This window comes from Vibrio sp. 10N.286.51.B11, from assembly GCF_041469245.1.
GTDB classification, from domain to species: domain Bacteria; phylum Pseudomonadota; class Gammaproteobacteria; order Enterobacterales; family Vibrionaceae; genus Vibrio; species Vibrio crassostreae_C.
In genome coordinates this window covers 136,409-161,005 of record NZ_JBFRKI010000002.1, presented here as the reverse complement: position 1 = coordinate 161,005, position 24,597 = coordinate 136,409, and the positions used below count along the sequence as shown (strand labels likewise).

The following is a 24,597-nucleotide window of genomic DNA, read 5'->3' as shown; positions in this document are numbered from 1 at the left end:
TGGTGAGATTTGAAGCATATGGCCTCTCAAATATGTATAAATTTGACGAGCCGCACAGATAAAATGGCTTTTGAATCGTGTTTTAAACAAGAGATTAATACTCTGTCACAAACTAATATTTTACTAGTTATGTTGAAACACTGTTAATAAAAACATTACTCATTGTAGGTATTTTTAGTCGTTCAAATTGCCATCAGTTTGAGTGATATAACAACGAAAAACACATAGGTTTGGCGACAAAAAAGGCGGCATCACCACCTTTTGTCAATATGCTCGCTGTGTTACTTGCCACCACCCATACACATAGGGCTGTCTGGCACGTTATCGAGCTGCTTCATCCATTCATCTTTTGTATAAGTGTGAATGGACAGTGCGTGAATATTATTCGCTAGCTCTTCTGAAAGAGCTTTATTTACCGCTCGATGACGAGCAATAAGACGCAAACCTTCAAACACATCGCTGACAACAATCACTTTGAAATGACTCTCAGAACCAGCCGGAACATTGTGCATATAGCTCTCATTGACCACGTTTAAATGACTTGGTGAAAACTCATTGTGCAATTTTGTTTCGATAACTTCTTGGATCATTGTGATTCCTTAATAACGTATTGGCATTATCCGTGGGCTGAGTATAAACCCTAACAGGTCGAGTGTCTGAGTATTTCATAGCGAATGGCATAGGTTTGGTTGAGTTTTTTCTATCTTGTTCAGCCTGCATTTGAGACAATATCTTTGTTATTTCTTACATAAGTATCTCAAGCAATGAAAACCGAACTTACCCTTCACGACAGAACTTTGACCTTACATCGTTTCCCGAAACGTTCAAATGAAACCCTTCAAGCTTGGGATGCGGGCGACGAATACATTATTAGCCATGTTGAAGAGATGAACCTTGAACCTGGTAAACACATCCTGATCATGAACGACAGCTTCGGTGCCCTATCGACTTGGTTCTCGAAAGATCATGATGTCACTATGATGAGCGACTCATTTATCTCTCACCGTGGCGCCCTGAAAAACTTGCAGCGCAATCAAAGTAACCGAGTGAACTTCTTGAACACGATGGATGATATCCCACACGGTATCGACCTTGTGATCATGCAGCTGCCAAAAACAAATCGTCACCTAATCTGGCAACTGAGCCAGCTACGCCAAGCATTGCCTGTAGGCTGCCAAGTGATTGGCGTCAACAAGGTAAAAGAGATTCACACTTCTACGCTTAACCTGTTCGAAAAGTACCTAGGCGAAACCAAAACATCACTAGCGAAGAAAAAACACCGCTTAGTATTCTCGTCTCCAAACTGCCAGCCTATTCAAACAGTAGAGCCTTTTGTTGAATGGGATGTGGACGGTGAAGATATCCGTCTGAAAAATTTACCAAATGTTTACTCAGGGGAAGCACTCGATCAAGGCGCTCGCTATATGCTAGAGCACATCCCACAAGATCCTGAGCTACGTCATATCATCGATCTAGGCTGTGGCAACGGTGTATTGAGTGTAAAAGCAGGGCAATTGAACCCACAAGCTCGTATCACCTGTGTGGATGAAAGCTTTATGGCGGTGGAGTCGGCGCGCCAAAACGTCAAGGATAACCTTGGTGAAGAAGGCAACTTCCAGTTCATCGCCAATAACTGTTTAGATGGCTTCAAGAAAAACAGCACCTACCTAGTGATGTGTAATCCTCCATTCCATCAGCAACAAGCGATTACGGATCACATTGCGTGGCAAATGTTCTGTGATGCAAAGCATGTTCTAAGCAATGGAGGCAAATTAATTGTTATTGGCAACCGACACCTCGGATACGATGTCAAACTAGCAAGACTATTTGGTGAAGCTAACGTTGAAACGCTTGAACTAAACCAAAAATTTGAGATATTACAAGCAACAAGAGAACCTGCGAATTTTAATAAATAAGCAGAAACGACTTCACAAGAATTTAAGATACCGAGCTTCTGGTGTGAATTTAGAAAGGATAAAGGAATGAAAAAACTGATTTTGGCTGCTTCTATTATGGCTTTGACAGCATGTTCAGCCCCTCAGCAAGAACAGATCAATGTAATGCCAGAAGCTTCACTAAGCTCAAGCAACCTTGTACAAGGCAAAACATACACACTAACCAGTAAAGATGTTCGTGCCGCTCAATATGTTGCATTGGTTGATAGTGGCCGTTCAAACATTCAGCCAATTCACGCTAAGCAAAACATGCGTATTTCTCTAGAAAATGCTGTTGCACAGCAGTTAGAGTCTCAAGGTTTTCGTGCGAGCGTAAACAGTGAAAACTCGATTGTTTTAGAGATTCAAGAAGCACTCGTTACCGTAGAGCACACCATTATGGAAAACAAAATGGACGGTAAAGTAACGCTTGAAGTTACCGCTGAAACACCTGAAGGCAAACTAGTTAAAACATTCAACGGCACTGCAACACGCACTGGTGCATTGAGTGCATCTAACGACGACATCTCTATGGTTCTTAATGACGTGATCAACTTGGTTCTTACTGAGATCGCTAACGACCAAGAGCTACAAACTTACATGAAGGAACGTTTCTAATGGGTCGTATTTTATCTTCTATCGCATTAATGCTAGTGAGCGTGAGCGTTTGGGCTGGTCCTAAAGTAAACGTGGAAACAACATTAGGCGACTTCACTATTGAGCTTAACCAAGAACAAGCACCGGTTAGTGCGGAGAACTTCCTAAAATACGTTGCTGACGGCAGCTACGAAGGCACTATCTTCCACCGTGTTATTCCTGGCTTTATGGCTCAAGGTGGCGGCTTCGATCAAGAGATGAATCAACAAGCAACTTACGCTCCTATCAAGAATGAAGGCAGCAATGGCTTGAAGAACGATACAGCAACAATCGCGATGGCTCGTACTAATGCGCCAGATTCTGCAACTCGTCAGTTCTTCATTAACTTTTCAGATAACGACTTCTTGAACGCAAAAGGTAGCAACCCAGGCTACGCTGTATTCGGCAAAGTAACTGAAGGTTTTGATGTTGTTCAAAAGATGGCAACGATTCCAACCAAGCGAATGGGCCGCATGTCAGACATACCAGTTGACCCAATCGTCATCACTAAAGTGACCCTTCTTAAGTAATCCAATCTAACGCCCTTATTTCTTAAGGGCGTTTTTCTACACAAGGACGCCCTATGTCATCAGGCACTCCCTCTCTTTCTTGGATGCAGACTTTCCGCAGCTACCTAGATAAACGCCTACTTTGGGTGTTTATGCTCGGCTGTTCGAGTGGCTTCCCATGGGTTCTTATTGGATCCAATATGTCTGGTTGGCTAAAAGATGCAGGTTTAACGCGTGCTGCCATCGGCTACTTTGGCAGTGTGTTTGCCGTGTATGCGATTAACTTTCTATGGGCACCATTGGTAGACCGAGTAAAACTGCCGGTGCTTCACGCAATACTCGGCCAGCGACGCAGTTGGATCTTTTTCTGCCAATCCATTGTTTTAATCGGTACCTTATTCATCGCAGGCGTCAATCCCGCAGAGAACTTGGCGTTTACTTCAATGTTGGCGCTCGCTATTGCCATTGCCTCAGCCACGCAAGACATCGCGATTGATGCATTTCGTATTGATACCTTCCCAAAATCCGAAGCATCAAAACTGCCGCAAGCTTCTGCAATGGCCGTAATTGGTTGGTGGACGGGGTATTCTCTACCAGGCTACCTTGCCTTTATTAACGCAGACTCAATCGGTTGGAATGGCGTGTATTACGGAATGGCAGGCGTCGTTGTCGTACTAATGCTGTTTACTCTTTTTGTCGGAGAGCCAAATACACAACGCGAAGCCCTGCAAGAACAGGCTCAGCAACGCCACAATAAGGTTGTCGGTTCGAAAGTCGTGGCTTGGTTCAGTGTTACCGTGTTAGAACCGTTTTATGACTTCTTCAAACGAAACGGAGTTCAAGTTGCCATCACCCTACTGCTGTTCGTATTCCTATTTAAGATAGGTGAAGCCTTCCTAGGTCGCATGTCGATCACCTTCTATAAAGAGATAGGTTTCAGTAACGAACAGATCGGCCACTATTCGAAGTTAATTGGTTGGGGCGCAACCATATTCTTCACTTTGGTAGGCAGCGTCTTCAATGTAAAATTCGGCATTGTACGCGGACTGATGATTGGCGGTGTTGCCATGGCAGCCAGTAATCTAATGTTTGCATGGATCGCTCAAGCAGGCCCAAGTGAAACACTGTTCTTGGCAACGATTATTGTCGATAACTTCACTACCGCCTTTTCAACAGTAGCTTTTGTCTCTTTCTTAACACTATTAACCGGGCAGGCCTTCTCTGCAACCCAATATGCATTACTCGCATCCTTGGGTAACTTCGGTCGAACAACACTGGCTTCATTTAGTGGTGAATTGGTCGATTACCTCAATGATTGGTCAACCTTCTTTATACTGACCGCACTTATGGTGATTCCAAGTTTGATCATGCTCTACTCGTTACGCCACTTTTTCACGGATTTATTAGAGAAAGCCAAAACTAACCAAGAATAGAGTCAAAGAAAACAAATAAGAAGAGGGTAGCATTGATCTACCCTCTTCTACGTTCTGTCTTCAGATCTAGTCTGTTGTTTCACTGACAATTAGGTTAAAACCCGTACCCATCGAATCATCAATCGCCACGACTTGATACACCACACCATCAGCTAAGGTTGCGGGCGCAGAGTCGATAGCCACAACTGACGGCTGACCCGCTACAGTAATCGTCACAAAGTAAGACCCCGCCGTAACATAAATGCCATTCGCATAATCTCTGAATTTCACATCACTTAGCGCCGGAGTGCTACCAGAGATCCCCGCGTTTTCTGTTAAGTAGATATCCACCGATGCCGCAATTGGGTTAGCAGCGGCGTGGGTAATGTTTAACACCGCACTGGTCGCAACCGGACGACGGTTTTCAGGAACAACCAAAGGTTCCAAATTCAGTGGACTTACTGTCCCTACCGCATAGATGCTGTAATCCATGCCAGCAAATACAGCTAATCCATCAACATCAATAAATGACGGAGACGTCGTTCCCGTTTCGTATATATCAATATCATAACTGTCTGCTGCTAAATCTAAGAAACCGCGAATTTCTTTAAACATTAAACCATCAAGAGGAGCAAACTTAGCAGAATTAACAAATACATCTACAGCTGGTGCGCCATCGACCAAATGCCCGACTCTTACTTCGGCAGTTTCTGCCATGTCGTAGATTAACGATGATCCACTACCGTCCATCACCATCAACTTCACCGGAGATACACTGTTTGAGTCAGCTCTTGGTACCGCTGCAATAGTTAGCTCGCTACCGCCAGAAAGAGTGATTTCTCCAGAGTCAAAAGCAATAGCACTACCGCTCACGGTTTCTAATCTCACTCGGTATTGCCCTTCTGGGATATTGAGTACGTCAGTAAAGTCCTTATAACCGAGAGTACCAAGCGGAGCGCCCAATGGATCACTAGGACCAGTGACATACAGATTTACATCGCCAACACCTGTTGCCGCGTGTACTACTTGCACATCTAGGCTTGAACTTGTTGCCGTTCCTGCAGCAGGGCGAGTAACAACCAAAGCCTCTACAGGATTGTTGGATCCATCGGCGTCGCCTACAACCATCACGGTGTAATCTAATTCACCGCTTAAATCGAATTGGCTTGGAGAAATAACAGTAGCAACAGCGTCACCTGGGAGTTGAACATCGACTTGAAGAGTTGTCTGTCCTTGATCTACTGAGGCGTATCCGGATGCCTGAGCATAATCGACACCGCTCCAACGAGCCTGGCTATTGACTAAAACGTTAGCTAAAGGCGCATCTGGCGATGCATGTACAGCTTGTAGTTGAGTTGTTGGTTCATCGTCATCATCACACCCAACAATGAAAAGGGCTGATATCGCTACAGCGAGTATAGGTGAATATTTCATCGGTCTTCTCTCCAAAAAAGTTAGACCAGTTCGTCACACAAATGATTAGTCCAATAACTAATCTTTAAAAAGTATTTCAAAATCTAGTGCAGTGAACTGTCTTTAATTCTCCGTGATTCAAAAAGTAGCTAGGTTCAAATCCCTAGGCAGTCATCACATGAGTTGTCCATCAATTGATTCCAACTCCACTACGCTGTTGGTCAAAAATAGATCAAAGACGAGATTAAGAGGTGGTTTGAATGAGTCATTTTTTAAGAGAAAACGCTTAGAAAAGAATACTGTTGATTTTGATATGCATATCACTCTAATTAGTAGAATCGTTTGCTTAGCACAGTATTTCACCTATTTATCCACAAAATAATCGAGTTTCACAAAATCAATAGAATTAGAGGTGCATCAAGATGCATTGCCACATTAAAGTTCCATCATTTAGATCATTAGTGTGATCAGCTTCACCTTAATAATTGTAATTTTCACTCCGTCTCACTTTTATTTGAGAACAAAATCGCTATTATGCTCGGCATTCGGACATCATAAACACGCACGGATTAGCGGGTTACTTATTTCAAACATAGAGAGTTCCATTATGCGTAAATCACTTTTAACTCTTGGCCTACTTGCAGCAGTATCTGCTCCAGTAATGGCAGCGGATTATTCTGACGGCGACATCCACAAAAACGATTACAAATGGATGCAATTCAACCTTATGGCTGCAATTGACGAACTTCCAGGTGAGTCTTCACATGATTACCTAGAGATGGAATTCGGTGGCCGCTCGGGAATCTTCGACCTTTATGGCTATGTTGACGTATTCAACCTAACGTCTGATCCAGGCAGCGATAAAGCTGGTGCTGAAAAGATGTTCATGAAGTTCGCTCCTCGTATGTCTCTAGACGGACTTACAGGTAAAGATCTTTCTTTCGGTCCAGTTCAAGAGCTTTACGTATCTACACTTATGGAATGGGGTGGTAACTCTGGCGTTAACACTCAAAAAGTTGGTTTAGGTTCTGACGTAATGGTTCCGTGGTTAGGCAAAATTGGCCTAAACCTTTACGGTACATACGATTCAAACAACAAAGATTGGAACGGTTACCAAGTTTCTGCAAACTGGTTTAAACCTTTCTACTTCTTCGAGAACGGTTCATTCGTCTCTTACCAAGGTTACATCGATTACCAATTTGGTCTGGAAGACAAGTACTCTTCTGCAAGTAACGGTGGTGCAATGTACAATGGTATCTACTGGCACTCAGATCGTTTTGCTGTTGGTTACGGCCTAAAAGGTTACAAAGACATCTACGGTATTAAAGATACTGATGGATTCAAATCAACAGGCTTCGGTCACTACGTTGCAGTAACTTACAAGTTCTAATCGAACTTCTAAGAAAGTTTCCTAAATGGCACCCTCGGGTGCCATTTTTTATTGCTTTCATTTAATGCCTCGCTATCCTTGCAGCATCACTTTCTTATCTCGGTATTGCTGTGAACATCACTATTGTTGGGCCAGGGGCCATCGGCTCTTTATGGGCAATAAAACTACTTCAAGCTGGTCATAATGTGTCTTTGTGGAGTCGTTCTTCCGACCACTCCATTGAGCTATCACTTGATGGACAACCCTCTCTCCCTATCAGTAACAACAATATCGAACGATTAGCCGCGAGTGATCTGGTTATCTTCACCGTCAAGGCTTGGCAAGTCGAAACCGCAACCACTCCGCTCCTCCAACATCTCGACCCAGACACCATTCTCATATTCATGCATAACGGAATGGGCGCGGTTGATGAGATAGCCACTCAAATTGATGCTTACCCAATAATATTGGCAACCACTACTCAAGCTGCATTCAAACCCGACCGCAATAATGTGTCTCACACAGGAATCGGACAAACCCAGTTGGGTGCTTTCAACCAAATCGGCCAACAGTGTGCGTTTTTAGTTGATGTCTTAGATGATGCTCTCCCTGCTGTGCGTTGGAACCCACAAATAGAAACCGCGCTTTGGACTAAGCTCGCCATCAATTGTGCGATCAACCCACTCACGGGCCTTGAACAAATCAAGAATGGCGAACTTGCAGATAAAAGATTTGAGGGTATTTTGAATTCTATCGTTAAAGAGCTCACGCAGGTTATGCAAGCCGAAGGGATCGTTTGTTCATTCGATGAATTGGAAGCAAGCGTCAAACAGGTTATCCAAGCCACGGCACAGAACAATTCATCCATGAAGCAGGATATGTTTTACCAACGTAAAACAGAGATCGACTTCATTAACGGCTACCTTATTAAGACTGCACTCAAGCATCAGATAGACGTTCCTGTTAACCAAAGACTGTTCGCTCAAGTCAAAGGGCAAGAAAATCGCTGGAATCATCAAGATTAGTCAGCAACGGTTAACAAGTCGCGATAAAATAACAATACCGCTAAGCACAACGCTAGCACCAATTCCCAAGATTTTAGGTAAGAATAGATGCTTGATATCAATCACATCCGAGAGCAGTTTCCTGCGCTATCACAAACCATCAATCAACAGCCGTTGATTTATTTAGACAGCGCGGCAACGACACAAAAACCTCAGGTGGTTATTGATGCCATTAGCCAATATTACTCCAAACAAAATGCCAATGTTCACCGTGGTAGTCATAGCTTAACAGCGAACGCGACCAGTCAGTTTGAAGCGGCAAGAGATAAGGTCGCTCAGTTTATTGGTGCAAGCTCTTCAAAAGAGATCATTTGGACTCGCGGTGCCACCGAAGCACTCAACCTAATTGCTCAAACGTATGCAAGAAGTACCCTTCAGCCTGGCGATGAGATCTTGGTTAGCGAAATGGAGCATCACGCCAACATTGTGCCTTGGCAAATTGTTGCAGAACAAACCGGGGCTAAAGTCGTTAAAGTACCGATGACATCGGATTGCGAATTTGACCTAGTCGCGTTTGATACGCTTTTAAATGGACGAACCAAGATTGTTGCATTGGCTCAGATAACCAACGTGACGGGTTCTCGTCAGCCAATTGAAGCTGTCATAGAAAAAGCACACAAGATGAATGCGATTGTTGTGGTCGATGGCGCACAAGGCATCGTTCATGAGCCAGTTGATGTTGCTGCTTTAGGGGCGGATTTCTACGTATTCTCAGGGCACAAGCTCTATGCCCCTGCGGGTATAGGTGTACTTTATGGCAAACTTGAATTGCTCGAAGCGATGCCACCTTGGCACGGTGGTGGAAAAATGGTTGAGCGCGTCTCTTTTTCTGGCACTACTTTTTCACAGTTACCAGGGAAATTTGAAGCGGGCACGCCAAATGTGGCCGGAGCGATAGCATTAAGCACTGCAATAGAATGGTTACGTGGTTTTGCACAGCAAGATGTCGAAAATCATATCCACCAGCTACAGAACGAGACCTACCTTGCGCTCTGTAAACTGGATGATATTCAAGTATTGGGTTATCAACCTAACGCAAGTGTGATTACTTTTGTGATGGATGGTGTTCACCATCAAGATATAGCGACCCTACTGGATCAGCAGGGCATCGCGGCACGTGCAGGACATCATTGTGCTCACCCATTAATGGATGCACTTAATGTGAAAGGAACGGTTCGAATTTCATTTGGTATTTACAACAACATGGATGACGTTGATAAGCTTATAGCTGCGATAGAAAAAGCCGTTGATATGCTTTAGGGTGTGGCGAGATTATTTAGGGTTGGCGTTTAGCGTCAACCCTTTTTGTTTCTGTGTATCTGAGTGATATTAAGCACTTAACTCTTGGATTTGAGCAACAATCGCTTTTAATCCGTTTCCGCGAGATGGGCTTAGGTGGGTGATTAAACCGATGTTTTCAAAGTAACCATCAATATCGAACGCTTGAACCTGCTCTGATGTTTTTCCATCATACGCAGCCATCACTAATGCAATCAGACCGCGCACGATACGAGCATCAGAATCAGCACAAAAATACCAAACACCGTCGATGTTCTGAGAAACTAGCCAGACTTGGCTTTCACAACCAGAAACTACAACCTGCTCACTCTTCAGCTCATCAGGCATGCTAGGTAATTTCTTACCCCATTGAATCACTTGGCGATAACGATCTTCCCAGCCGCTGAATGTCTGCATCTTCGCGACAATATCATCACTGGTAATTTCAGTGCCGAATGGAGAGCTTGGGAATGACATCATTTTAATATCCAATAGATTATGACTAAATGTACAGGTGACAATGGTTTAGTGTTCTCAAGCAAATAATAAAGAACTACTTAGAGTGCTTTTGAATCAGCTTTTCAACAATACGTGAAACAGCCACAAAACCAAAAGTCGCAGTGACCACTGTCGCAGCGCCAAAACCCGTCGCACAGTCCATGCGTTTTGGACCTTCCGCTGTTGCTTTCGCAGCACATACACTGCCGTCAGCTTGAGGGTATTTCAGCTGTTCAGTCGAGAACACACAATCGATACCAAACTTACGCGCAGGGTTCTTAGGGAAATTATGATGACGACGAAGGGTGTCTTTTAGCTTCTTCGCTAGCGGATCTTGAATCGTCTTAGTCAGATCGGCCACTTTGATTTGAGTCGGGTCGACTTGCCCACCCGCGCCACCGGTGGTGATCACCTTAATTTTGTTACTACGACAATATGCCAACAGTGAAGCCTTAGCTTTCATACTATCAATCGCATCTAATACAAAGTCGAACTCTTTCGACAGGTATTCAGCCTGATTGTCTGGGCCGATGAAGTCGTCAATCAGGTTAACTTTACACTCAGGGTTAATCAGCTTAACGCGCTCTGCCATCACTTCAATTTTGCTTTTACCAACGGTACCCGACATTGCGTGGATCTGACGGTTGATGTTGGTCACACACACATCATCCATATCGATCAAAGTCAGCTCACCTAAACCAGTACGAGCAAGCGCTTCAACCGCCCATGAACCGACACCACCAATACCGATCACACACACGTGTGCTGCTCTAAGTATGTCGACTTCACTATTGCCATATAGGCGACGGGTGCCACCAAATCGTTGGTCATAGTTTTCTGAAGCTGGAGTGGTCAATTCACGCATTGTTGCCGCCAATTTATTTCTGAGAAAAAGAAAAGAGTGCGTTTTATACGCACTCTTGAATAAAAAGTCTAGGGGATTAGCGATTCGCTTTCAATGCCCTATTTTATTGTAGCTTACTCAACCTTTTCAGGAGGCAAAGCCCAAGGCGCTTCAGTTGCGCTGCCATCTAAACCGAGCTTCCACACACGACCAAAATGCTTGTAATGGCCCGCTTCTGTACCCGCTCGAGGGCCCATGCCGTGGTAAAGGTCCAAATGGTTTTGCTTAACCGCGCCGCCCGTATCCAAAACCAATAGCAGTCTTAGTTGATGAGCGCCGCTCCAAGTACCATCAGCATTCAGTAGTGGAACCTCAGCAAGAATCGGTGTTCCCATAGGTAAGATAGAGCGATCGCCCGCTACCGCCGCCATCGGTAATAGAGGAATGCCCGCGCTGCCCATTACCGATAGGTCGTCTCTCGCTTCAAAGAAAACGAAAGAAGGGTTTTGCTCAAGCAGCTCTTTCACTACTTTAGGATCGTTTGCCAATACCCACTCTTTGATTGCTTTTAGCGACATTTTTTCGCGTGGAACTAAGCCTCGTTCAATCAGAACACGGCCAATGCTCACATAAGCTTTATTGTTCTTACCCGCGTAGGCGAAATACTGCAGCGTGTCATCATCACCGAAGTGCACAAATCCACTGCCCTGCACTTCCATCATAAATGGGTCGATGCGGTTTGCTGAATAACCTAACTCAAGGCCCTGACCTTCTAGTGCGCCGTTGTAAATCTCTTGGCGTGTTGGACACTCTTTGCCACACTCAGGAAGCCCGTAAACAGGGTAACGATATTCTTCATTCGCTTCGTGGCGCAGCTCCATCACAGGAGAAAAGTAGCCCGTGAACAAAACATTGCCTTGTTTATCACCACCACCTAGTTGAGCGGTTTGAACGCCAAAATTCGCTAGCTCGCTTGGATCTCCACTCAGCATCGCCCACTCATTGAGTTGTTGATAAAGCGGCTCATAGATTTTAGCCATCGAAGGGGATTTAGAAACCACCATCTCAGCTTGTTCTGCAAATGCGGTGTAGTCTCTTGGTTTATTGGATTCAACCTGATCGACCTTATTCAAGGTGCGAGGAAATTCGTCATCAAGGTGTTGCTGAGCAAGATCAGTGGGTTGAGCACAGCCAAATAACAAAGAGGCAGCGACAAGGGGAAGCCATTTTTTAATCACAAGAGTCATCCTAAAAATTCTATGCATCGAGGATGACAAAAACAGTCAGATAACACAATCTTAGATTGTAAGAGTTTACAAGAAGATAACCTATCGGACGGAGTTATCGATATGGCCCTTAAGGCGAAAAATGGGATTGTAGTGACTGTCAGAATCGAGCACCATTTCTGTATTGTCAGAATTGGTCATGCGGAAGCGATAGGTTTTATCACCCGCCTTGTATTCAAAGTAGTTTCCATCAAAGTCAAAGCTCGTCGAAACAACAGACCCACGAACTGACACACCATTAGCATTCAGAACAAACTCATCGGTCGCATAATGTGCAACATCTTGCTCTATCCAAGTGCCGTATATCAGATTGTCGGGCGTCGCCGCATTTTGCACTCGGGAAAGCACATCGCCGAACAAAGAAACCACCGCAAACGAACCCACTAAGGCTAGAACCATTAAACAGCGTTCAATGATCTTACGCTTCAACTTAGATTGATTGCGCTGATCAGCTTCGCTGTAGAGACCTTTGGTTATCTCATCGATTTTGTTCTTTGTTGCTGGAGCTTGTTGCATTCGGTGACTACTCATAAGGATGCTATGCGCATTCTACACTGAGACAGTTTATATATTGAAGCCTAGATAAGAATAGTTTGCGCTTTATTCCAAAAAGGTGTTGTTTACATTTGAATTTAAATGCTAAATTATCGAATAAATAAACAAAATGGACTTGTTCTGTGAAATTAAGAAGTACAGCGCTAGTAAAAGGTTTCAGACAATCAACCCCTTACGTAAATGCTCACCGTGGCAAAACCATGGTCATTATGCTGGGAGGCGAAGCCGTTGCCGACAGGAACTTTGGTAACATTATTAGTGATATAGCCTTGCTCCACAGCCTTGGAGTAAAGATTGTTCTCGTTCACGGGGCAAGACCGCAGATCAACCAATTGCTCGCCAAGCAAGATTGCCATACGCCTTATCACAAGAATATTAGGGTCACTGATGAATATTCTTTGGGCGTCGCTATGCAGGCTGCTGGACAGCTTCAACTTGCCATCACCGCACGCCTCTCAATGAGCTTAAACAACACGCCGATGGCAGGCACTCAACTCAATGTTATGAGTGGTAACTTCATTACGGCTCAACCGCTTGGCGTGGATGACGGTACGGATTATTGCCATAGCGGGCGTATTCGTCGAATCGATATCGAAGGGATCAATCGCACGCTTGACCAAGGTTCAATTGTACTGCTTGGCCCTATTGCCAGCTCCGTGACAGGCGAAAGCTTTAACCTACTTTCTGAAGAGGTCGCTACCCAAGTTGCTATTCGTCTAAAGGCCGACAAGCTGATTGGCTTCTGCTCCGAACAAGGGGTAACAGATGAACGCGGTAACGTGCTCGCCGAACTCTTCCCTAAAGATGCCAAGCAAATTCTAGAACGATTAACGGAATCTCAAAATCCTGCCGAAGACATGAGCACAGGAACACTGCGCTTCTTGAAAGGAGCGATCTCCGCTTGTCGAGCTGGTGTGCCTCGTTGTCATCTAATCAGCTACAAGGTAGATGGCGCATTAATCCAAGAGTTGTTCTCTTTTGACGGTATTGGAACCCAAGTGGTCATGGCTAGTGCCGAGCAAGTAAGACAAGCTCAGATTGACGATATTGGTGGCATATTTGACCTTATTCGTCCTTTGGAAGAACAAGGCATTCTCGTTCGTCGCTCAAGAGAACAATTGGAACAAGAGATTCACCGCTTTACGATTATCGAAAAAGACGGACTGATTATTGGTTGCGCTGCACTATATGCGTATCCGGAAGATCACATGGCAGAGATGGCGTGTGTGGCGATTCACCCTGACTATCGCGATGGAAACCGTGGGCAATTGTTGCTGGATTACATGCGTCACCAATCAAAATCTCGTGATATCGACCAGATTTTTGTCCTTACTACGCACAGCCTTCACTGGTTCCGTGAACAGGGTTTTTACGAGATAGCGGTTGATGAATTACCGATGGAAAAACAAGGGTTATACAACTATCAGAGAAACTCAAAGATCTTGGCGCTCAACGTATAAATAAAGTTTTGGAGCACAATCTCACTTCGACAGAAAAATAATTGCAAATGTAATCGTTTTCTATATGAGATTTATTAACTATGCACTTTCACTCACACGTATAATTGTATAGAATTTAGACGCTTTAATAATCTTAACAAATGTTTTTATTGGAATTGCCATCTCGATAGTCATGTCGAACTCATTGAGGTGGTCACTGCACGGATTGCTATACCCGTTGACGACCAGCACGCTAACATTAGCTCTGCTCGTTAATATAAACAGCAAAAAGAGCAATATTGATATGAGAACCATTGTTTGTAACTCGCTGCAAAGTTTTTGGGATATGGCTGATAACCAATTCTTAGAAGGGCTAGACGTACACTGCGTGTTCCCTGTTAGCGAGAATCTAAAAGAGTTTATTTTGAATTGCCAAGCAAAGTACAAGATAAACCACATATCGTTTACTCGAGCGTTTTTAGGCTCTGATTCCTAATAACGCTCAAAGCAACCAAGGATGGTTGCTTTGTGTTTATCTAGCCCTAAGTTCAAAACCTTCTCTAGCCGTCCATAACGACTAATTCGTTAAGCGACTGCCTAAACCACTCACTCGCTCTGTTTTCACCTTAATCCCACGCTTCAACACATTTGTATCGCTGAACATCATCAGTCGTTTCTTCGCACGTGTAATACCTGTATAGATAAGCTCCCGCGTTAAAATAGGGCTGAAATCTGGCGGCAAGATCATTAAGGTCAGATCAAATTCACTACCCTGAGATTTGTGTATTGTCATTGCATAAGCCGTTTCATGATCGGGCACTCGGCTTGGTAGCACAGCTTTTACGCTGCCATCGGGCAACTCAAAATAGACCTTCAAACGAGGGGTTAAGTCAGGTTGACTAGAACCCGCCTCAAGCATACAGATACCAATATCACCATTGTACAAACCCAAGCCATGATCATTTCGCGTCACCATAACAGGACGTCCGTGATACCACAGCTCATCATTATGAGGGCTCACCAAACGCCTTGCGGCCAGTGCTCTTTCAATTCTGTGGTTGAGGCCTTTAACACCAAAATCCCCTTCACGAATGGAACACAACAGTCGGCATTGGCTGAACAAATCGAGTACCGATTTCGCTCTCGCTTCTTGAGTTTCTAACTCTTCCAACGGCACATTCATTCTATTGAGGTACGCACCATACTCGTTAACCAAAGTACGCAGCATCAGGTTATAGCTGTCACTCGACAGAGGGTGGTTTTCGATATCGCCAAAACCTTTGGCAAACACTTGGTCTACTTGATTCGCAGAACCATTATTGATTGCTTTTGCCAGCTGACCGATACCGGAGCGCGCATCGAAACGATAACTCTTCTGCAGCATACACAAGCTATCCGCAATCGCAGGCGGATTCACCGCTCCAGCTTTGTCTTGTCTTGGTTTAGCTATCGCATCAAAACCTGTCATCTCTGCAATCAAATTGCCTTGCGCTGTGCTGTACCCTGCAGAGTTGAATGAACAGATATCACCGAGCACAGCACCTGCCTCTACTGAAGCGAGTTGGTCTTTATCACCCAATAAGATGAGCCTTGCGTGCTCAGGAAGTGCATCCACCAGCTTATACATCATCGACAGATCAACCATTGAAGCTTCATCCACTACCAAGATATCAAGGTGGAGTGGATTGCGTCGGTTATGCCTAAACTCAGCACGGTTAGGAATCGCGCCGAGTAATCTGTGTAAGGTGCTCGATTCGGTCGGTATGTTGGCTTTCACTTCAGGCGCTAATGGCAGCTGTTCAATTGCTTTACCGATCGACTCGGTTAAACGCGCCGCCGCTTTACCCGTTGGTGCCACTAGCTTAATCGTTGGTGTTTTACCTTGGCTGAGAGATTGCTCGACCATCGCCGACAGTAATTTGGTTACCGTGGTTGTTTTACCAGTACCCGGCCCACCAGAAATCACCGCAAAACGACGACTCAACGCTACCGCTGCCGCGACCTTTTGCCAGTTCAAACAGACAGATAACGGCACGAGGCTATCCAGCGCATCTAAATCTGTCACTTGCTTGGCTTGAACAATCGCTTGGTCGATTGATCCCCAATCTAAAGCCTGCTCATTCACAATATCAAGATGGTCACACACCAATTGTTGGCGTAATACCTGAGACGTTTGTTGGCTTGCTTCAGCCTTGGCTAAGGCGTTAAACAGAAAATGATAGCTACGTGCAAAAAGCAGATTGAGCGTTTCAGTCAGCGCTTTTTTCTGCTCAGTATTGAACTCTACCGGCTTACTTAAACGGTTTAAGGTCTCAGCCAACACAACTTCGTAGTTCCAATAACGCTGTAAATAGACACGCTGCCCATCGAACATTAGAGGCTTAACACAATCGTTGGTCGTTCCCACTAAGTTTGATGATTGAAGTACCGCCACCCAATCAATACCCAACAGTTTTTGGTTCAATTGCAGTGCAGTTTCACCGTATAACCCAAGTAACTGAGCAAGATCTGCCGCTAGTTCAGGGCCTGTCGTATGCTGCTGTATAAGCTGAGTACAAATGTGTCCTTTGCCTAATTCATGGCTCACTACCCCCGCGAGAAAGCCGATCTCTTGAGGGTAGCTCGTGGCTTGCTGAGCAAGAAAACGGGCAAATTGATAATCCAACTGACGAATAGAACCCTTATCCGCAAGAAACTGGAGTACATCCATCAGTTGCTCAGGAATAAGTGAAACTGGCTTTGCTGTGTTCGCAGTATCTATGCCGGTATTAGTGGTCGTTGTTGTCATTATAAAAGCCCCATCTGTCCAGTTTCATCGTCATTCAATTGTGCCGAACGTCTGTCTATCACTTTACCGTCAATCAATTGATCCATTTCATCAAGTAAAACCAGTGTTGGTTTGGCCGAGAAAATACCTTGCTGAGATTGGCCGTCCATTCCTCGTAAGAACAAGTAGTACACGCCACCAAAATGTTGTTCGTAGCTGTAATTGGCAACGCGGCTGCGTAAGAAACGGTGCAACGCCAATGCATAGATTTGATATTGCAAATCATAGCGATGGTCGGCCATCGCCGATTTCAATGCCTCGCCATGGTAGACAGCAACATCATCTCCTAAGTGATTCGATTTCCAGTCGAGTACATAGTATTTACCTTGGTGCTCAAACACCAAATCGATGAAGCCTTTCAACATACCTTGCACGGTTTGGAAACCTAGATCGCCCGCTTTGGCTGACAATGGATCGTGATATTGAATGGTTTGATTCAGTTCAGATGCAGCCAATACTTCGATCGGCAGTAAGAATTCCATCTCAACTAAACGTTGCGTCGAGTCTTTCTCGCTTAGCTTTAAGTTCTTGCCGTCTAATGCGGTGTTCAGCACTGTATCGACCAGTTGCTGAAGCACAGGTAGCCACTCTAATTCATATTGCTCTGATTCTAATAAGTGAGTGATTACTTGCGTGTTATGTTCACTGGTTGCTGGCTCGGTAAATTCAACCTCCTCAAACAAGGTGTGTAAGAAAGTACCTGGGCGAGCACCACGAGGGAACGTAAAGATAGAGCGTTCAGGCTCAATCAACTCAGACTCATCCTGCTCATCAGCCGAGTCAATATCAAAACCAGACACCTCAATGGTCGCGTCATGACTCGCACCGTGACTGCCCTGTTTGACAAGCCCCGAGTAACTGGTGATACGCCAAGCTCGGTCAATTGAAGCCTTAAGTTCACTGGCCTGTAAGTCGTCACTCACTTGCTCTGTTTGCACAAAAATTTGTTCGTGAGCGGTAGGTGTTTCGGCTAACAGCACACTGGAATTCTTACCCTCAATAGCCGATAGAGCTTGATGCAACTCGGCGATGCCTTGCTCTTGTCCGTTTTGAACCAAATAGCCCATGGCACTCAAGTGCACGCCGGTCGGCTCTTTGGTTGAACGCCCTTTACGTAGCGGTGCCATGCCAATAAAACATCCATAAACAGCACGAGTCAGCGCCACGTAAATCAAACGTAAGTCTTCCGCCAATCGCTCTTTGTCGGCTTGCGCTAAGGCACTATCGCTACCCGTAATATCAAGTACCGTGGTATCTGAGTCATGGTCGTAGAACTTGCCTTCGCTCGCTTCTCGGTAACTCGCGACAAATGGGAGGAATACAAGGTCATATTCCAAGCCTTTCGATTTATGAATGGTAACGATTTGAACCAAGTTTCTTTCTGATTCAAGGCGTTGAATGTCGTCGTCACTGCCACCTAAACCATTTTGTGCATCTGAGATTGCTTCAGCCAGCCAACGCAACAAGCCATAGTCACTGTCGAGTTCTTGTCTTGCTTGTTGCAACAATTCGCCAATGTGCATTAAATCAGTGAGTGAGCGCTCACCATTTTCTTCTTCCAGTAAGCGTTCCGCGAGATGTCGTTTACTAATCACGCTGCGAAGCATTGGCAACACGCCGCGCTGAAGCCACAACTTACGATATTCTCTAAACTCGTTAACGACGTTTTCCCACACCACTTCATCGTTGTTGAGTTCATCCAATGATGCGGCATCCAGAGCAAACAACTCCGACGCTAAACTGGCGCGTAATGCTCGGTCATTTTCAGGTGTCAGCACCGCCTGCAACAAACGTTGAATATCTTGTGCGACCAAGCTGGTGAACACACTGTCTCGGTTGGATAAATACACGCTCGCAATGCCTTGTTCCGACAACGCGTTCTTAATCAGACGACCTTCACTACCGGTTCGAACCAAAACAGCAATATCACCCGCATTCACGGCATGTTGTTTTTTGCCGTTATCAAAATAGGCTTGTTGATTTTGAGAAGCGGTCAGAATAGTTTGAATTTGACTCGCTGTCGCTTCTGCCATGGCCTTGTGATATTCACCTTTCGGCAATGGCTTATCTTCAGCCTCTTGCAGCCAAAAGGTGAGTGCGTGCTGAGTTTCTCCGTTCATCACCCATTGGCGTTTGTCGGCTGATGGACTGGCAGCAACGGGCAAAAATGGAATGTCTTGATCGTAGATAAACGGGCTGTCCGAATTCATAAAAACTTGGTTTACTGCACTGACCATATCGGCACTTGAGCGCCAGTTAGTGCCTAAGGTGTAGTGAGCACTAACTTGGTTTCTCGCCTTGATATAGGTAAAGATATCTGCGCCACGGAAGCCATAAATCGCCTGCTTTGGGTCACCGATCATAAACAAGCCGCACTGCGGATTATCAAGATAGATTCGGCTAAAAATACTGTATTGCAGTGGGTCGGTATCCTGAAATTCATCGATCATCGCCACCGGGTAGAGCGTGCGAATCCTTTCCACCAGCAGTGACTGCTCATCGACATCGATCGACGCAGATAACTGAGTCAACAAATCATCAAATGATAACCACTGCTTTTGCTGTTTCGCCTTGGCGAGCATAGTTCGACAATGAGTAATCGCATGCGCCAGCAATGGAGCTTTTAGATCTGCTGGAGAATTTAAGAAGTCCTCAATCGCTTCGAAAACGGCGTGCTGAGGTGCAGTGCCTTTCGGTGTTTTTTCAATTAAAGTGGCTTGTGAGAACTTCTCTAGTTTATCTGGAAACTGGTAATCATGAGTGTCGCTCTGCGCCCATGCCGTGACCGCTTCTAACCAAGTCGGCAGAGACTTCTTGGTGTAGCTACGTTTGTTCACATCTGAACCTGAAATCAAAGCCAAAAAGTCCGCTTCGGATTCGCACCACAACGCCTTAAGTTGCTTCACTTTATCTAGGTTTTGATTGTGCAGAGTTTGCAGGTCGCCCGACATTGCTTCGACGGTTAGCTTTAGTGGAGATCCTGTCAGATAACGATTTACGTCTGCTAATAATGCAGCCGGTGAACCCCAGATATTACGAACCTCACCAGCCAGTTGAATGGGCAGCGGGTAAAACTGTTTACGCCAATAGTCAGCAACTACTTGTGCTTTTAGGTGGCTTTCATCGGTCACAAATTCGTTATCAAAGCGGCTTCCAGACTCAAAAGCATTTTGAGTCAACATTCGCTGACAGAAACCGTGAATGGTGTATACCGCAGCCTCATCCATTTGTCTTTCAGCGTTAAGCAGAGTTTTAGCCGCGCCTGCGTGGTCTTCGATCTCTTGCAACAGAGGCGCAATCACTGGGTCATCACTTTGCCCGCGAGCAAACGCAATGCGTGCATCATGGATTCGTGCACGGATACGATCTCGCAGCTCAGCCGTAGCTGCTTCAGTAAAGGTCACCACCAGAATTTGGTCTACGGTTAGCGGCTCATGGTGTCGAGTGGCTTCAGTCAGATCACCTTGTGGAGCGGCCGTGCCATGCCCGAGCAGTAGGCGTAAGTACAAGCCAGCGATGGTAAATGTTTTACCTGTACCCGCTGATGCTTCAATTAAACGCGCGCCATGAAGTGGAAACGTCATGGTATCGAGTGTCTGTGGAGCGATTACCTGAACACTGCTTGTGGTCGTCATGCCTTACTGCCTTCTGATAAATATGTTGTTACAAATGTGACCTAGCGTGGAAAACGTCATTCAATTTACGTCCTACGCTGATTTGTTAATAGTTAGTGCGATCTCTCTCACGGATCAATTCGGATCGCCTCGCTACTATGCGCCCACGAGTTCAGGAGCGCGTACGAGTTTTGTACTTTACGGCGTTACTTTGAACCACAGAATAATGGTCCCTCTGACCTGTGGCCGTACAGCGAACGCCCTACACTAATAATGATTTACTGGCGGCCACTTTATTTCCTGTACCTTGCTTCTATTCACCTTGATTCCCTTCATCTTGAAAGCAAGCGTACCAAACGCTTACCAGCGACTCTCTTTTGTCTTTCATTAATTCAGCGCACTCGCTATTGATCTTGTCGATCACAGCCACCTACTCCTGATCTTCCAGATCGGCAGCAGCCAACCTTGCCGCCTGTAGCACAAGCGTTGAATACATACGCGACTCAGTAGCCAATTCATCGTCCCATTTAGACCAGATTCGTGAGATGTAGGTATCTCTACCCTCGCCCGTGAAGGCGAAGCTGTCATTAAAGGTATCGGCCATTTTCTTGAGTGACTTTTCTTCATCATCGACCCACTTACCACGGCTAAAGCCCGCTTCAACACCAGCTAATGCCGTTTTCGGGAAGTATGGCAATGGTGCAGTCATACCTTGATAAAACAGCCGTACTAACTCAGCTAATATACTCTTCGCTTGCTGCGCATCGCCGATAGGTTGTAGCGTTTGGTGAACCACGCCCTCTTTTCTGTCATAGCCAATAATATGGGTCGTTTTTCCGTGTCCCATAACAGCGCAGGATAGATGATCAATCCACGCAGCCAAGTAATCTTGAGAGCGTATTTTGCCGCTACGGAAACGCACTAGACCTGATTGATAGTTTTGAGTTAACCACCCCATCAAGCGAACAGGCTTACCTTCGCCTAACACGTCAAACTCGATATTCACTTCGAGATCTTGCTGCGGTGATCCGCTCACAAATCTAATCTCTTTGGCTAAGTCTTCCGCTTGAACACGATTGGTTTCAAATTCGATGTCACCAAAGGCGCCGACCGGTAATCGACCTTGGGCTTTTTGCTCAGAGACAAACAGTCGCACCGCTTCGTCTGCACCTTCTGGGTGGTCCAGCAACACTTGCAGCAGCGCATCTTTAAGCTGGAAGCTCTCTAGTCCATTGAGTACGAATGGCTCATCGTCTTCCATTACAGGAAGTGGCGGTTCAAACACCACTTTTAGACGGCGATTAAAGAAGTATTGCACTGGCAAACGCCAGAAACGCTGTAGCTCAACCAAATCGAGTTCTAACGGATAGCACGCACCAAGCAAATAGTCATCCAAAGCGCGATTGAATTCACCACTGCGCTCACCAGAACGATTTGCCGCAGGAAGCCATTCTTTGGCGTAGCTCAATACATGACCTGCATCACCTTGGGTAAAGGCTGCTGGGCTAAATGGTGTCATGGTGTGTTCAAAGCTGATTGCTTGAGTCAGTTTGATACCAGAATCATCACTTGGTAGTGCTTGATCTGCACTTAGGCAGTAGTTCTGGTGGCAGTACTCAATCAACTCAGAAACCAATACCGACGGTACTCGCTCAGTATTATCTTGAATCGAACGGCCGACATAGCTGATGTATAAACACTCTTGTGCTGACAGCATTGCTTCTAGGAATAGATAACGGTCATCATCACGACGAGAACGATCACCAGGTCGAGTGCGCCCGTTCATCAAATCAAAACCTTCCGGCGGCATTGAGCGTGGGTAAACACCGTCATTCATGCCTAATAGACAAACAGTTTTGAACGGGATAGAACGCATCGGCATCAGGGTACAAAAGTTCACTTGCCCCGCTAAGAAACGCTGACTGATACGCGCGCCCGACAGTTTATTGTTTAAGTACTGATAAATGATGCTTGGCGATAGCTCTTGTTCGTACAAGGCATCATCAAGCTGTTCATTCAGTTGAGAAAGTGCATCACGAATCGACTTAAGCACCACCTCGCCTTCTAGCTCAACGGCAAAGAAATCGTCAATCATTTGCAGCAAGGTTTCACGCCACATGTCGATAGATTGCGTCTCAGCAAGGCGTTGACGGTAATGAGCAATGCGGTCAATAAAATGCGCTAACTTACCTGCAAGTTCGGCGTTAATACCCTGAACTTCGTTATAAGCGGCAATTGGAGAGTGTTCAGTTTCAAACAAACCTGCAGAATCCGACATCGCATAGCCCAGTAGCATTCGCTGGATACCAAATAGCCAGGTATTTTGTTCAGTAGCAGGTAAGTCAAACTCAGTTGCGGTAGACGAATCGACACCCCAACGGATGCCTGCTTCTTCAACCCACTGCTTAGCTTGCTCGAATTGAAATTCATCAATGCCAAAGCGTGCCATCATCGCTGGGATTTCTAGTAGCTCTAACAACTCAGACGCTAAACAACGCGTATTCGGTAGCGCGACCAACTGCATGAACGCGGTCAGAATCGGGCTCTCTTGGTCTGCCGTTCGATCCGAGATCGAGTAAGGGATATAACGCTCACCCGGAGCATTACCAAATACCGCCTGAATCGCAGGGCTGTAAGCATTGATGTCTGCCACCATCACGATAATGTCGCGTGGCTTTAATGTCGGGTCAGCGTCAAACATTGCTAACAGCTGATCATGAAGAACTTCAACCTCACGCATTGGGCTGTGACAAGCATGTACCGTCAATGAGCGATCACCCAGCTCAACCACTTGTTTGTGGTTGCTGGAGTCTAAGATGTGATCATCTTGGTGTTCTTCTAACTGGAGAATGTCGGCTTGCAGTTGATGCAGCAGGTTATCTCTCTCTACATCAATAAAGAACTCATGCTCTTCGCTGTCTGATTGAGATAGCAAGAACAGGTTATCTCTACCTAACTTACCCATAGATGCGAGTAAGCTATTGCCTACCGCTTGGCTAGTATGCAGTTCGTCTTCAATATTGGCTTCAATGCCATCTTTTAATGGTGAGACTTCGCCTTCTAGCTGAGGTAAACCATCAACCAAAGCAAACTGCTTACGACGCTGCGCTTCCACTCTCGCCAAGTATTTACGGTCACGAATATCGCCCCAGTAATGTTGGCAAGGGTTGGTAAACATCAGGTGGACATCAATCTGCTCGCCAAGCGCTTTCAATGCGTCCATATAACGAGGAGGCAGTGACGAAATACCAAACACAAACAGACGCTTAGGTAAGTGTTGTAGCTGACCTTGTTGATTGGCTAACGCTTCAATAAAGTCGTGATACAAGTTACCACGGTGATACTTCGATTGGCCTTGAGACAGGGTTTGCTCATAGAGTGTCTTCCACAAAATTGGCTGCCAAGGATGTTCTTGTTGCCCCCCATCATCAATTAACTCGGCAACGGGCTCTCCCGCTTCCCACATCGCCATCCACTCCGGTCGATACACCAAGTAACCATCGAAGATGTCGGCAATTTTCTCTGCCAATTGGTACAACTTCGAATCATCTTCGTCGTTTTCAAGATAGCGTTGTAAGGGTAAGAAATCAGGGTGGTCAAGCTTCGCAGGTAGCAAACTCATTAGCTTCCACGTCATCGCTTCTTTGTTAAAAGCACTGCGTTTCGGTACGTCAGGAAGCACTTGGGTAAACATATCCCAAATGAAGGTTGCTGGAAGAGGAAAATCGATATTTGCTGCTACACCAAACTCTTTGGCGAGTTCCATCTTAAGCCATTGAGACATACCTGGGCTCTGAACCAAGATCTGCTCTTTTTCGAAAGGATTGGCTAAAGGGTCACTTTTGATTAAGTGAACGAGAAGAATTTTTAAAGTATCAACTTTATTGGAATGGTAAACAGTAAACAAAGTGCACTCACG

At 45.4% G+C, this 24,597-nt stretch carries 18 protein-coding genes; 9 read left to right on the top strand and 9 right to left on the bottom strand.

The features are described 5' to 3' along the window. Positions 1–281: 281 nt before the first annotated feature. Positions 282–590, bottom strand: a complete 309-nt coding sequence (gene bolA / locus AB4154_RS00955) for a transcriptional regulator BolA (protein ID WP_017064186.1) — start codon at positions 588–590, stop codon at positions 282–284. Positions 591–764: 174 nt separating this feature from the next. Here bolA and AB4154_RS00950 point away from each other — a divergent pair, with 174 nt between their 5' ends. From AB4154_RS00950 to AB4154_RS00935, 4 genes are all read left to right on the top strand, one after another. Then, positions 765–1,916: a methyltransferase gene (locus AB4154_RS00950; RefSeq protein ID WP_136974112.1), complete on the top strand. Its 1,152-nt coding sequence runs from the start codon at positions 765–767 to the stop codon at positions 1,914–1,916. A 66-nt stretch (positions 1,917–1,982) separates the two neighbouring features. Further along, positions 1,983–2,552, top strand: a complete 570-nt coding sequence (locus AB4154_RS00945) for a YajG family lipoprotein (RefSeq protein WP_017059907.1) — start codon at positions 1,983–1,985, stop codon at positions 2,550–2,552. Further along, the gene (locus AB4154_RS00940; RefSeq protein ID WP_017059906.1) at positions 2,552–3,100 is read left to right on the top strand and encodes a peptidylprolyl isomerase; all 549 of its coding nucleotides are present in this window, start codon (positions 2,552–2,554) and stop codon (positions 3,098–3,100) included. Before AB4154_RS00945 ends, AB4154_RS00940 begins: the two co-directional genes overlap by 1 nt. A 53-nt stretch (positions 3,101–3,153) precedes the next feature. Then, on the top strand, positions 3,154–4,512 hold the full coding sequence (locus AB4154_RS00935; protein ID WP_017059905.1) for an AmpG family muropeptide MFS transporter: 1,359 nt from the start codon (positions 3,154–3,156) through the stop codon (positions 4,510–4,512). 66 nt (positions 4,513–4,578) lie between these two features. On the opposite strand, the gene AB4154_RS00930 is transcribed toward AB4154_RS00935, so the two are convergent. Then, positions 4,579–5,925, bottom strand: a complete 1,347-nt coding sequence (locus tag AB4154_RS00930; RefSeq protein ID WP_372121998.1) for a DUF4397 domain-containing protein — start codon at positions 5,923–5,925, stop codon at positions 4,579–4,581. A 586-nt stretch (positions 5,926–6,511) separates the two neighbouring features. On the opposite strand from AB4154_RS00930, the gene AB4154_RS00925 reads away from it, so the two are divergent. The 3 genes from AB4154_RS00925 (at position 6,512) to csdA (ending at position 9,597) form a co-directional block, all read left to right on the top strand. Then, positions 6,512–7,294: an outer membrane protein OmpK gene (locus tag AB4154_RS00925; protein ID WP_059021295.1), complete on the top strand. Its 783-nt coding sequence runs from the start codon at positions 6,512–6,514 to the stop codon at positions 7,292–7,294. Positions 7,295–7,404: 110 nt separating this feature from the next. Next, positions 7,405–8,298 carry a 2-dehydropantoate 2-reductase gene (gene panE / locus AB4154_RS00920; protein WP_372121996.1) on the top strand — a complete coding sequence of 298 codons (894 nt, stop codon included), beginning with the start codon at positions 7,405–7,407 and terminating at the stop codon, positions 8,296–8,298. An 87-nt stretch (positions 8,299–8,385) separates the two neighbouring features. Continuing rightward, complete coding sequence (gene csdA, locus AB4154_RS00915) at positions 8,386–9,597, top strand: cysteine desulfurase CsdA (RefSeq protein ID WP_372121994.1); 1,212 nt, start codon at positions 8,386–8,388, stop codon at positions 9,595–9,597. Between the two features lie 69 nt (positions 9,598–9,666). Here csdA and csdE read toward each other — a convergent pair whose 3' ends face one another. The 4 genes from csdE to AB4154_RS00895 all read right to left on the bottom strand — a co-directional run bounded on the left by csdE (position 9,667) and on the right by AB4154_RS00895 (position 12,759). Beyond that, positions 9,667–10,095 carry a cysteine desulfurase sulfur acceptor subunit CsdE gene (gene csdE / locus AB4154_RS00910; protein ID WP_102445259.1) on the bottom strand — a complete coding sequence of 143 codons (429 nt, stop codon included), beginning with the start codon at positions 10,093–10,095 and terminating at the stop codon, positions 9,667–9,669. A gap of 73 nt (positions 10,096–10,168) precedes the next feature. Further along, entirely contained in the window at positions 10,169–10,978 is an 810-nt protein-coding gene (tcdA, locus tag AB4154_RS00905; protein WP_017079921.1) for a tRNA cyclic N6-threonylcarbamoyladenosine(37) synthase TcdA, read from the bottom strand. A 113-nt stretch (positions 10,979–11,091) separates the two neighbouring features. Continuing rightward, a complete protein-coding gene (mltA, locus tag AB4154_RS00900; RefSeq protein ID WP_372121992.1) occupies positions 11,092–12,204 on the bottom strand; it encodes a murein transglycosylase A in 1,113 nt (370 codons plus the stop codon). 81 nt (positions 12,205–12,285) lie between these two features. After that, positions 12,286–12,759: a DUF2850 domain-containing protein gene (locus AB4154_RS00895; protein WP_017064193.1), complete on the bottom strand. Its 474-nt coding sequence runs from the start codon at positions 12,757–12,759 to the stop codon at positions 12,286–12,288. A gap of 161 nt (positions 12,760–12,920) precedes the next feature. Here AB4154_RS00895 and argA point away from each other — a divergent pair, with 161 nt between their 5' ends. After that, entirely contained in the window at positions 12,921–14,258 is a 1,338-nt protein-coding gene (argA, locus tag AB4154_RS00890) for an amino-acid N-acetyltransferase (RefSeq protein ID WP_017065782.1), read from the top strand. Positions 14,259–14,541: 283 nt separating this feature from the next. After that, the gene (locus AB4154_RS00885) at positions 14,542–14,733 is read left to right on the top strand and encodes a hypothetical protein (RefSeq protein ID WP_046224581.1); all 192 of its coding nucleotides are present in this window, start codon (positions 14,542–14,544) and stop codon (positions 14,731–14,733) included. An 81-nt stretch (positions 14,734–14,814) separates the two neighbouring features. On the opposite strand, the gene recD is transcribed toward AB4154_RS00885, so the two are convergent. The 3 genes from recD to recC all read right to left on the bottom strand — a co-directional run bounded on the left by recD (position 14,815) and on the right by recC (position 24,585). Then, positions 14,815–17,025, bottom strand: coding sequence for an exodeoxyribonuclease V subunit alpha (recD, locus tag AB4154_RS00880; protein ID WP_017059894.1), 2,211 nt, complete (start codon positions 17,023–17,025; stop codon positions 14,815–14,817). Continuing rightward, positions 17,025–20,699, bottom strand: a complete 3,675-nt coding sequence (gene recB, locus AB4154_RS00875; RefSeq protein WP_372121990.1) for an exodeoxyribonuclease V subunit beta — start codon at positions 20,697–20,699, stop codon at positions 17,025–17,027. The genes recD and recB overlap by 1 nt, the downstream gene beginning before the upstream one ends. A gap of 409 nt (positions 20,700–21,108) precedes the next feature. Next, positions 21,109–24,585 carry an exodeoxyribonuclease V subunit gamma gene (gene recC, locus AB4154_RS00870; RefSeq protein ID WP_372121988.1) on the bottom strand — a complete coding sequence of 1,159 codons (3,477 nt, stop codon included), beginning with the start codon at positions 24,583–24,585 and terminating at the stop codon, positions 21,109–21,111. Positions 24,586–24,597: the final 12 nt, after the last annotated feature.

Bases quoted from the DNA above. Each gene is read 5' to 3' on its own strand.
- csdA (WP_372121994.1), top strand. From the start codon at position 8,386: ATGCTTGATATCAATCACATCCGAGAGCAGTTTCCTGCGCTATCACAA.
- AB4154_RS00950 (WP_136974112.1), top strand. From the start codon at position 765: ATGAAAACCGAACTTACCCTTCACGACAGAACTTTGACCTTACATCGT.
- recD (WP_017059894.1), bottom strand. From the start codon at position 17,025: ATGACAACAACGACCACTAATACCGGCATAGATACTGCGAACACAGCA.
- AB4154_RS00895 (WP_017064193.1), bottom strand. From the start codon at position 12,759: ATGCAACAAGCTCCAGCAACAAAGAACAAAATCGATGAGATAACCAAA.
- tcdA (WP_017079921.1), bottom strand. From the start codon at position 10,978: ATGCGTGAATTGACCACTCCAGCTTCAGAAAACTATGACCAACGATTT.
- AB4154_RS00945 (WP_017059907.1), top strand. From the start codon at position 1,983: ATGAAAAAACTGATTTTGGCTGCTTCTATTATGGCTTTGACAGCATGT.
- bolA (WP_017064186.1), bottom strand. From the start codon at position 590: ATGATCCAAGAAGTTATCGAAACAAAATTGCACAATGAGTTTTCACCA.
- AB4154_RS00935 (WP_017059905.1), top strand. From the start codon at position 3,154: ATGTCATCAGGCACTCCCTCTCTTTCTTGGATGCAGACTTTCCGCAGC.
- csdE (WP_102445259.1), bottom strand. From the start codon at position 10,095: ATGATGTCATTCCCAAGCTCTCCATTCGGCACTGAAATTACCAGTGAT.
- AB4154_RS00885 (WP_046224581.1), top strand. From the start codon at position 14,542: ATGAGAACCATTGTTTGTAACTCGCTGCAAAGTTTTTGGGATATGGCT.
- recB (WP_372121990.1), bottom strand. From the start codon at position 20,699: ATGACGACCACAAGCAGTGTTCAGGTAATCGCTCCACAGACACTCGAT.
- AB4154_RS00930 (WP_372121998.1), bottom strand. From the start codon at position 5,925: ATGAAATATTCACCTATACTCGCTGTAGCGATATCAGCCCTTTTCATT.
- mltA (WP_372121992.1), bottom strand. From the start codon at position 12,204: ATGACTCTTGTGATTAAAAAATGGCTTCCCCTTGTCGCTGCCTCTTTG.
- AB4154_RS00940 (WP_017059906.1), top strand. From the start codon at position 2,552: ATGGGTCGTATTTTATCTTCTATCGCATTAATGCTAGTGAGCGTGAGC.
- AB4154_RS00925 (WP_059021295.1), top strand. From the start codon at position 6,512: ATGCGTAAATCACTTTTAACTCTTGGCCTACTTGCAGCAGTATCTGCT.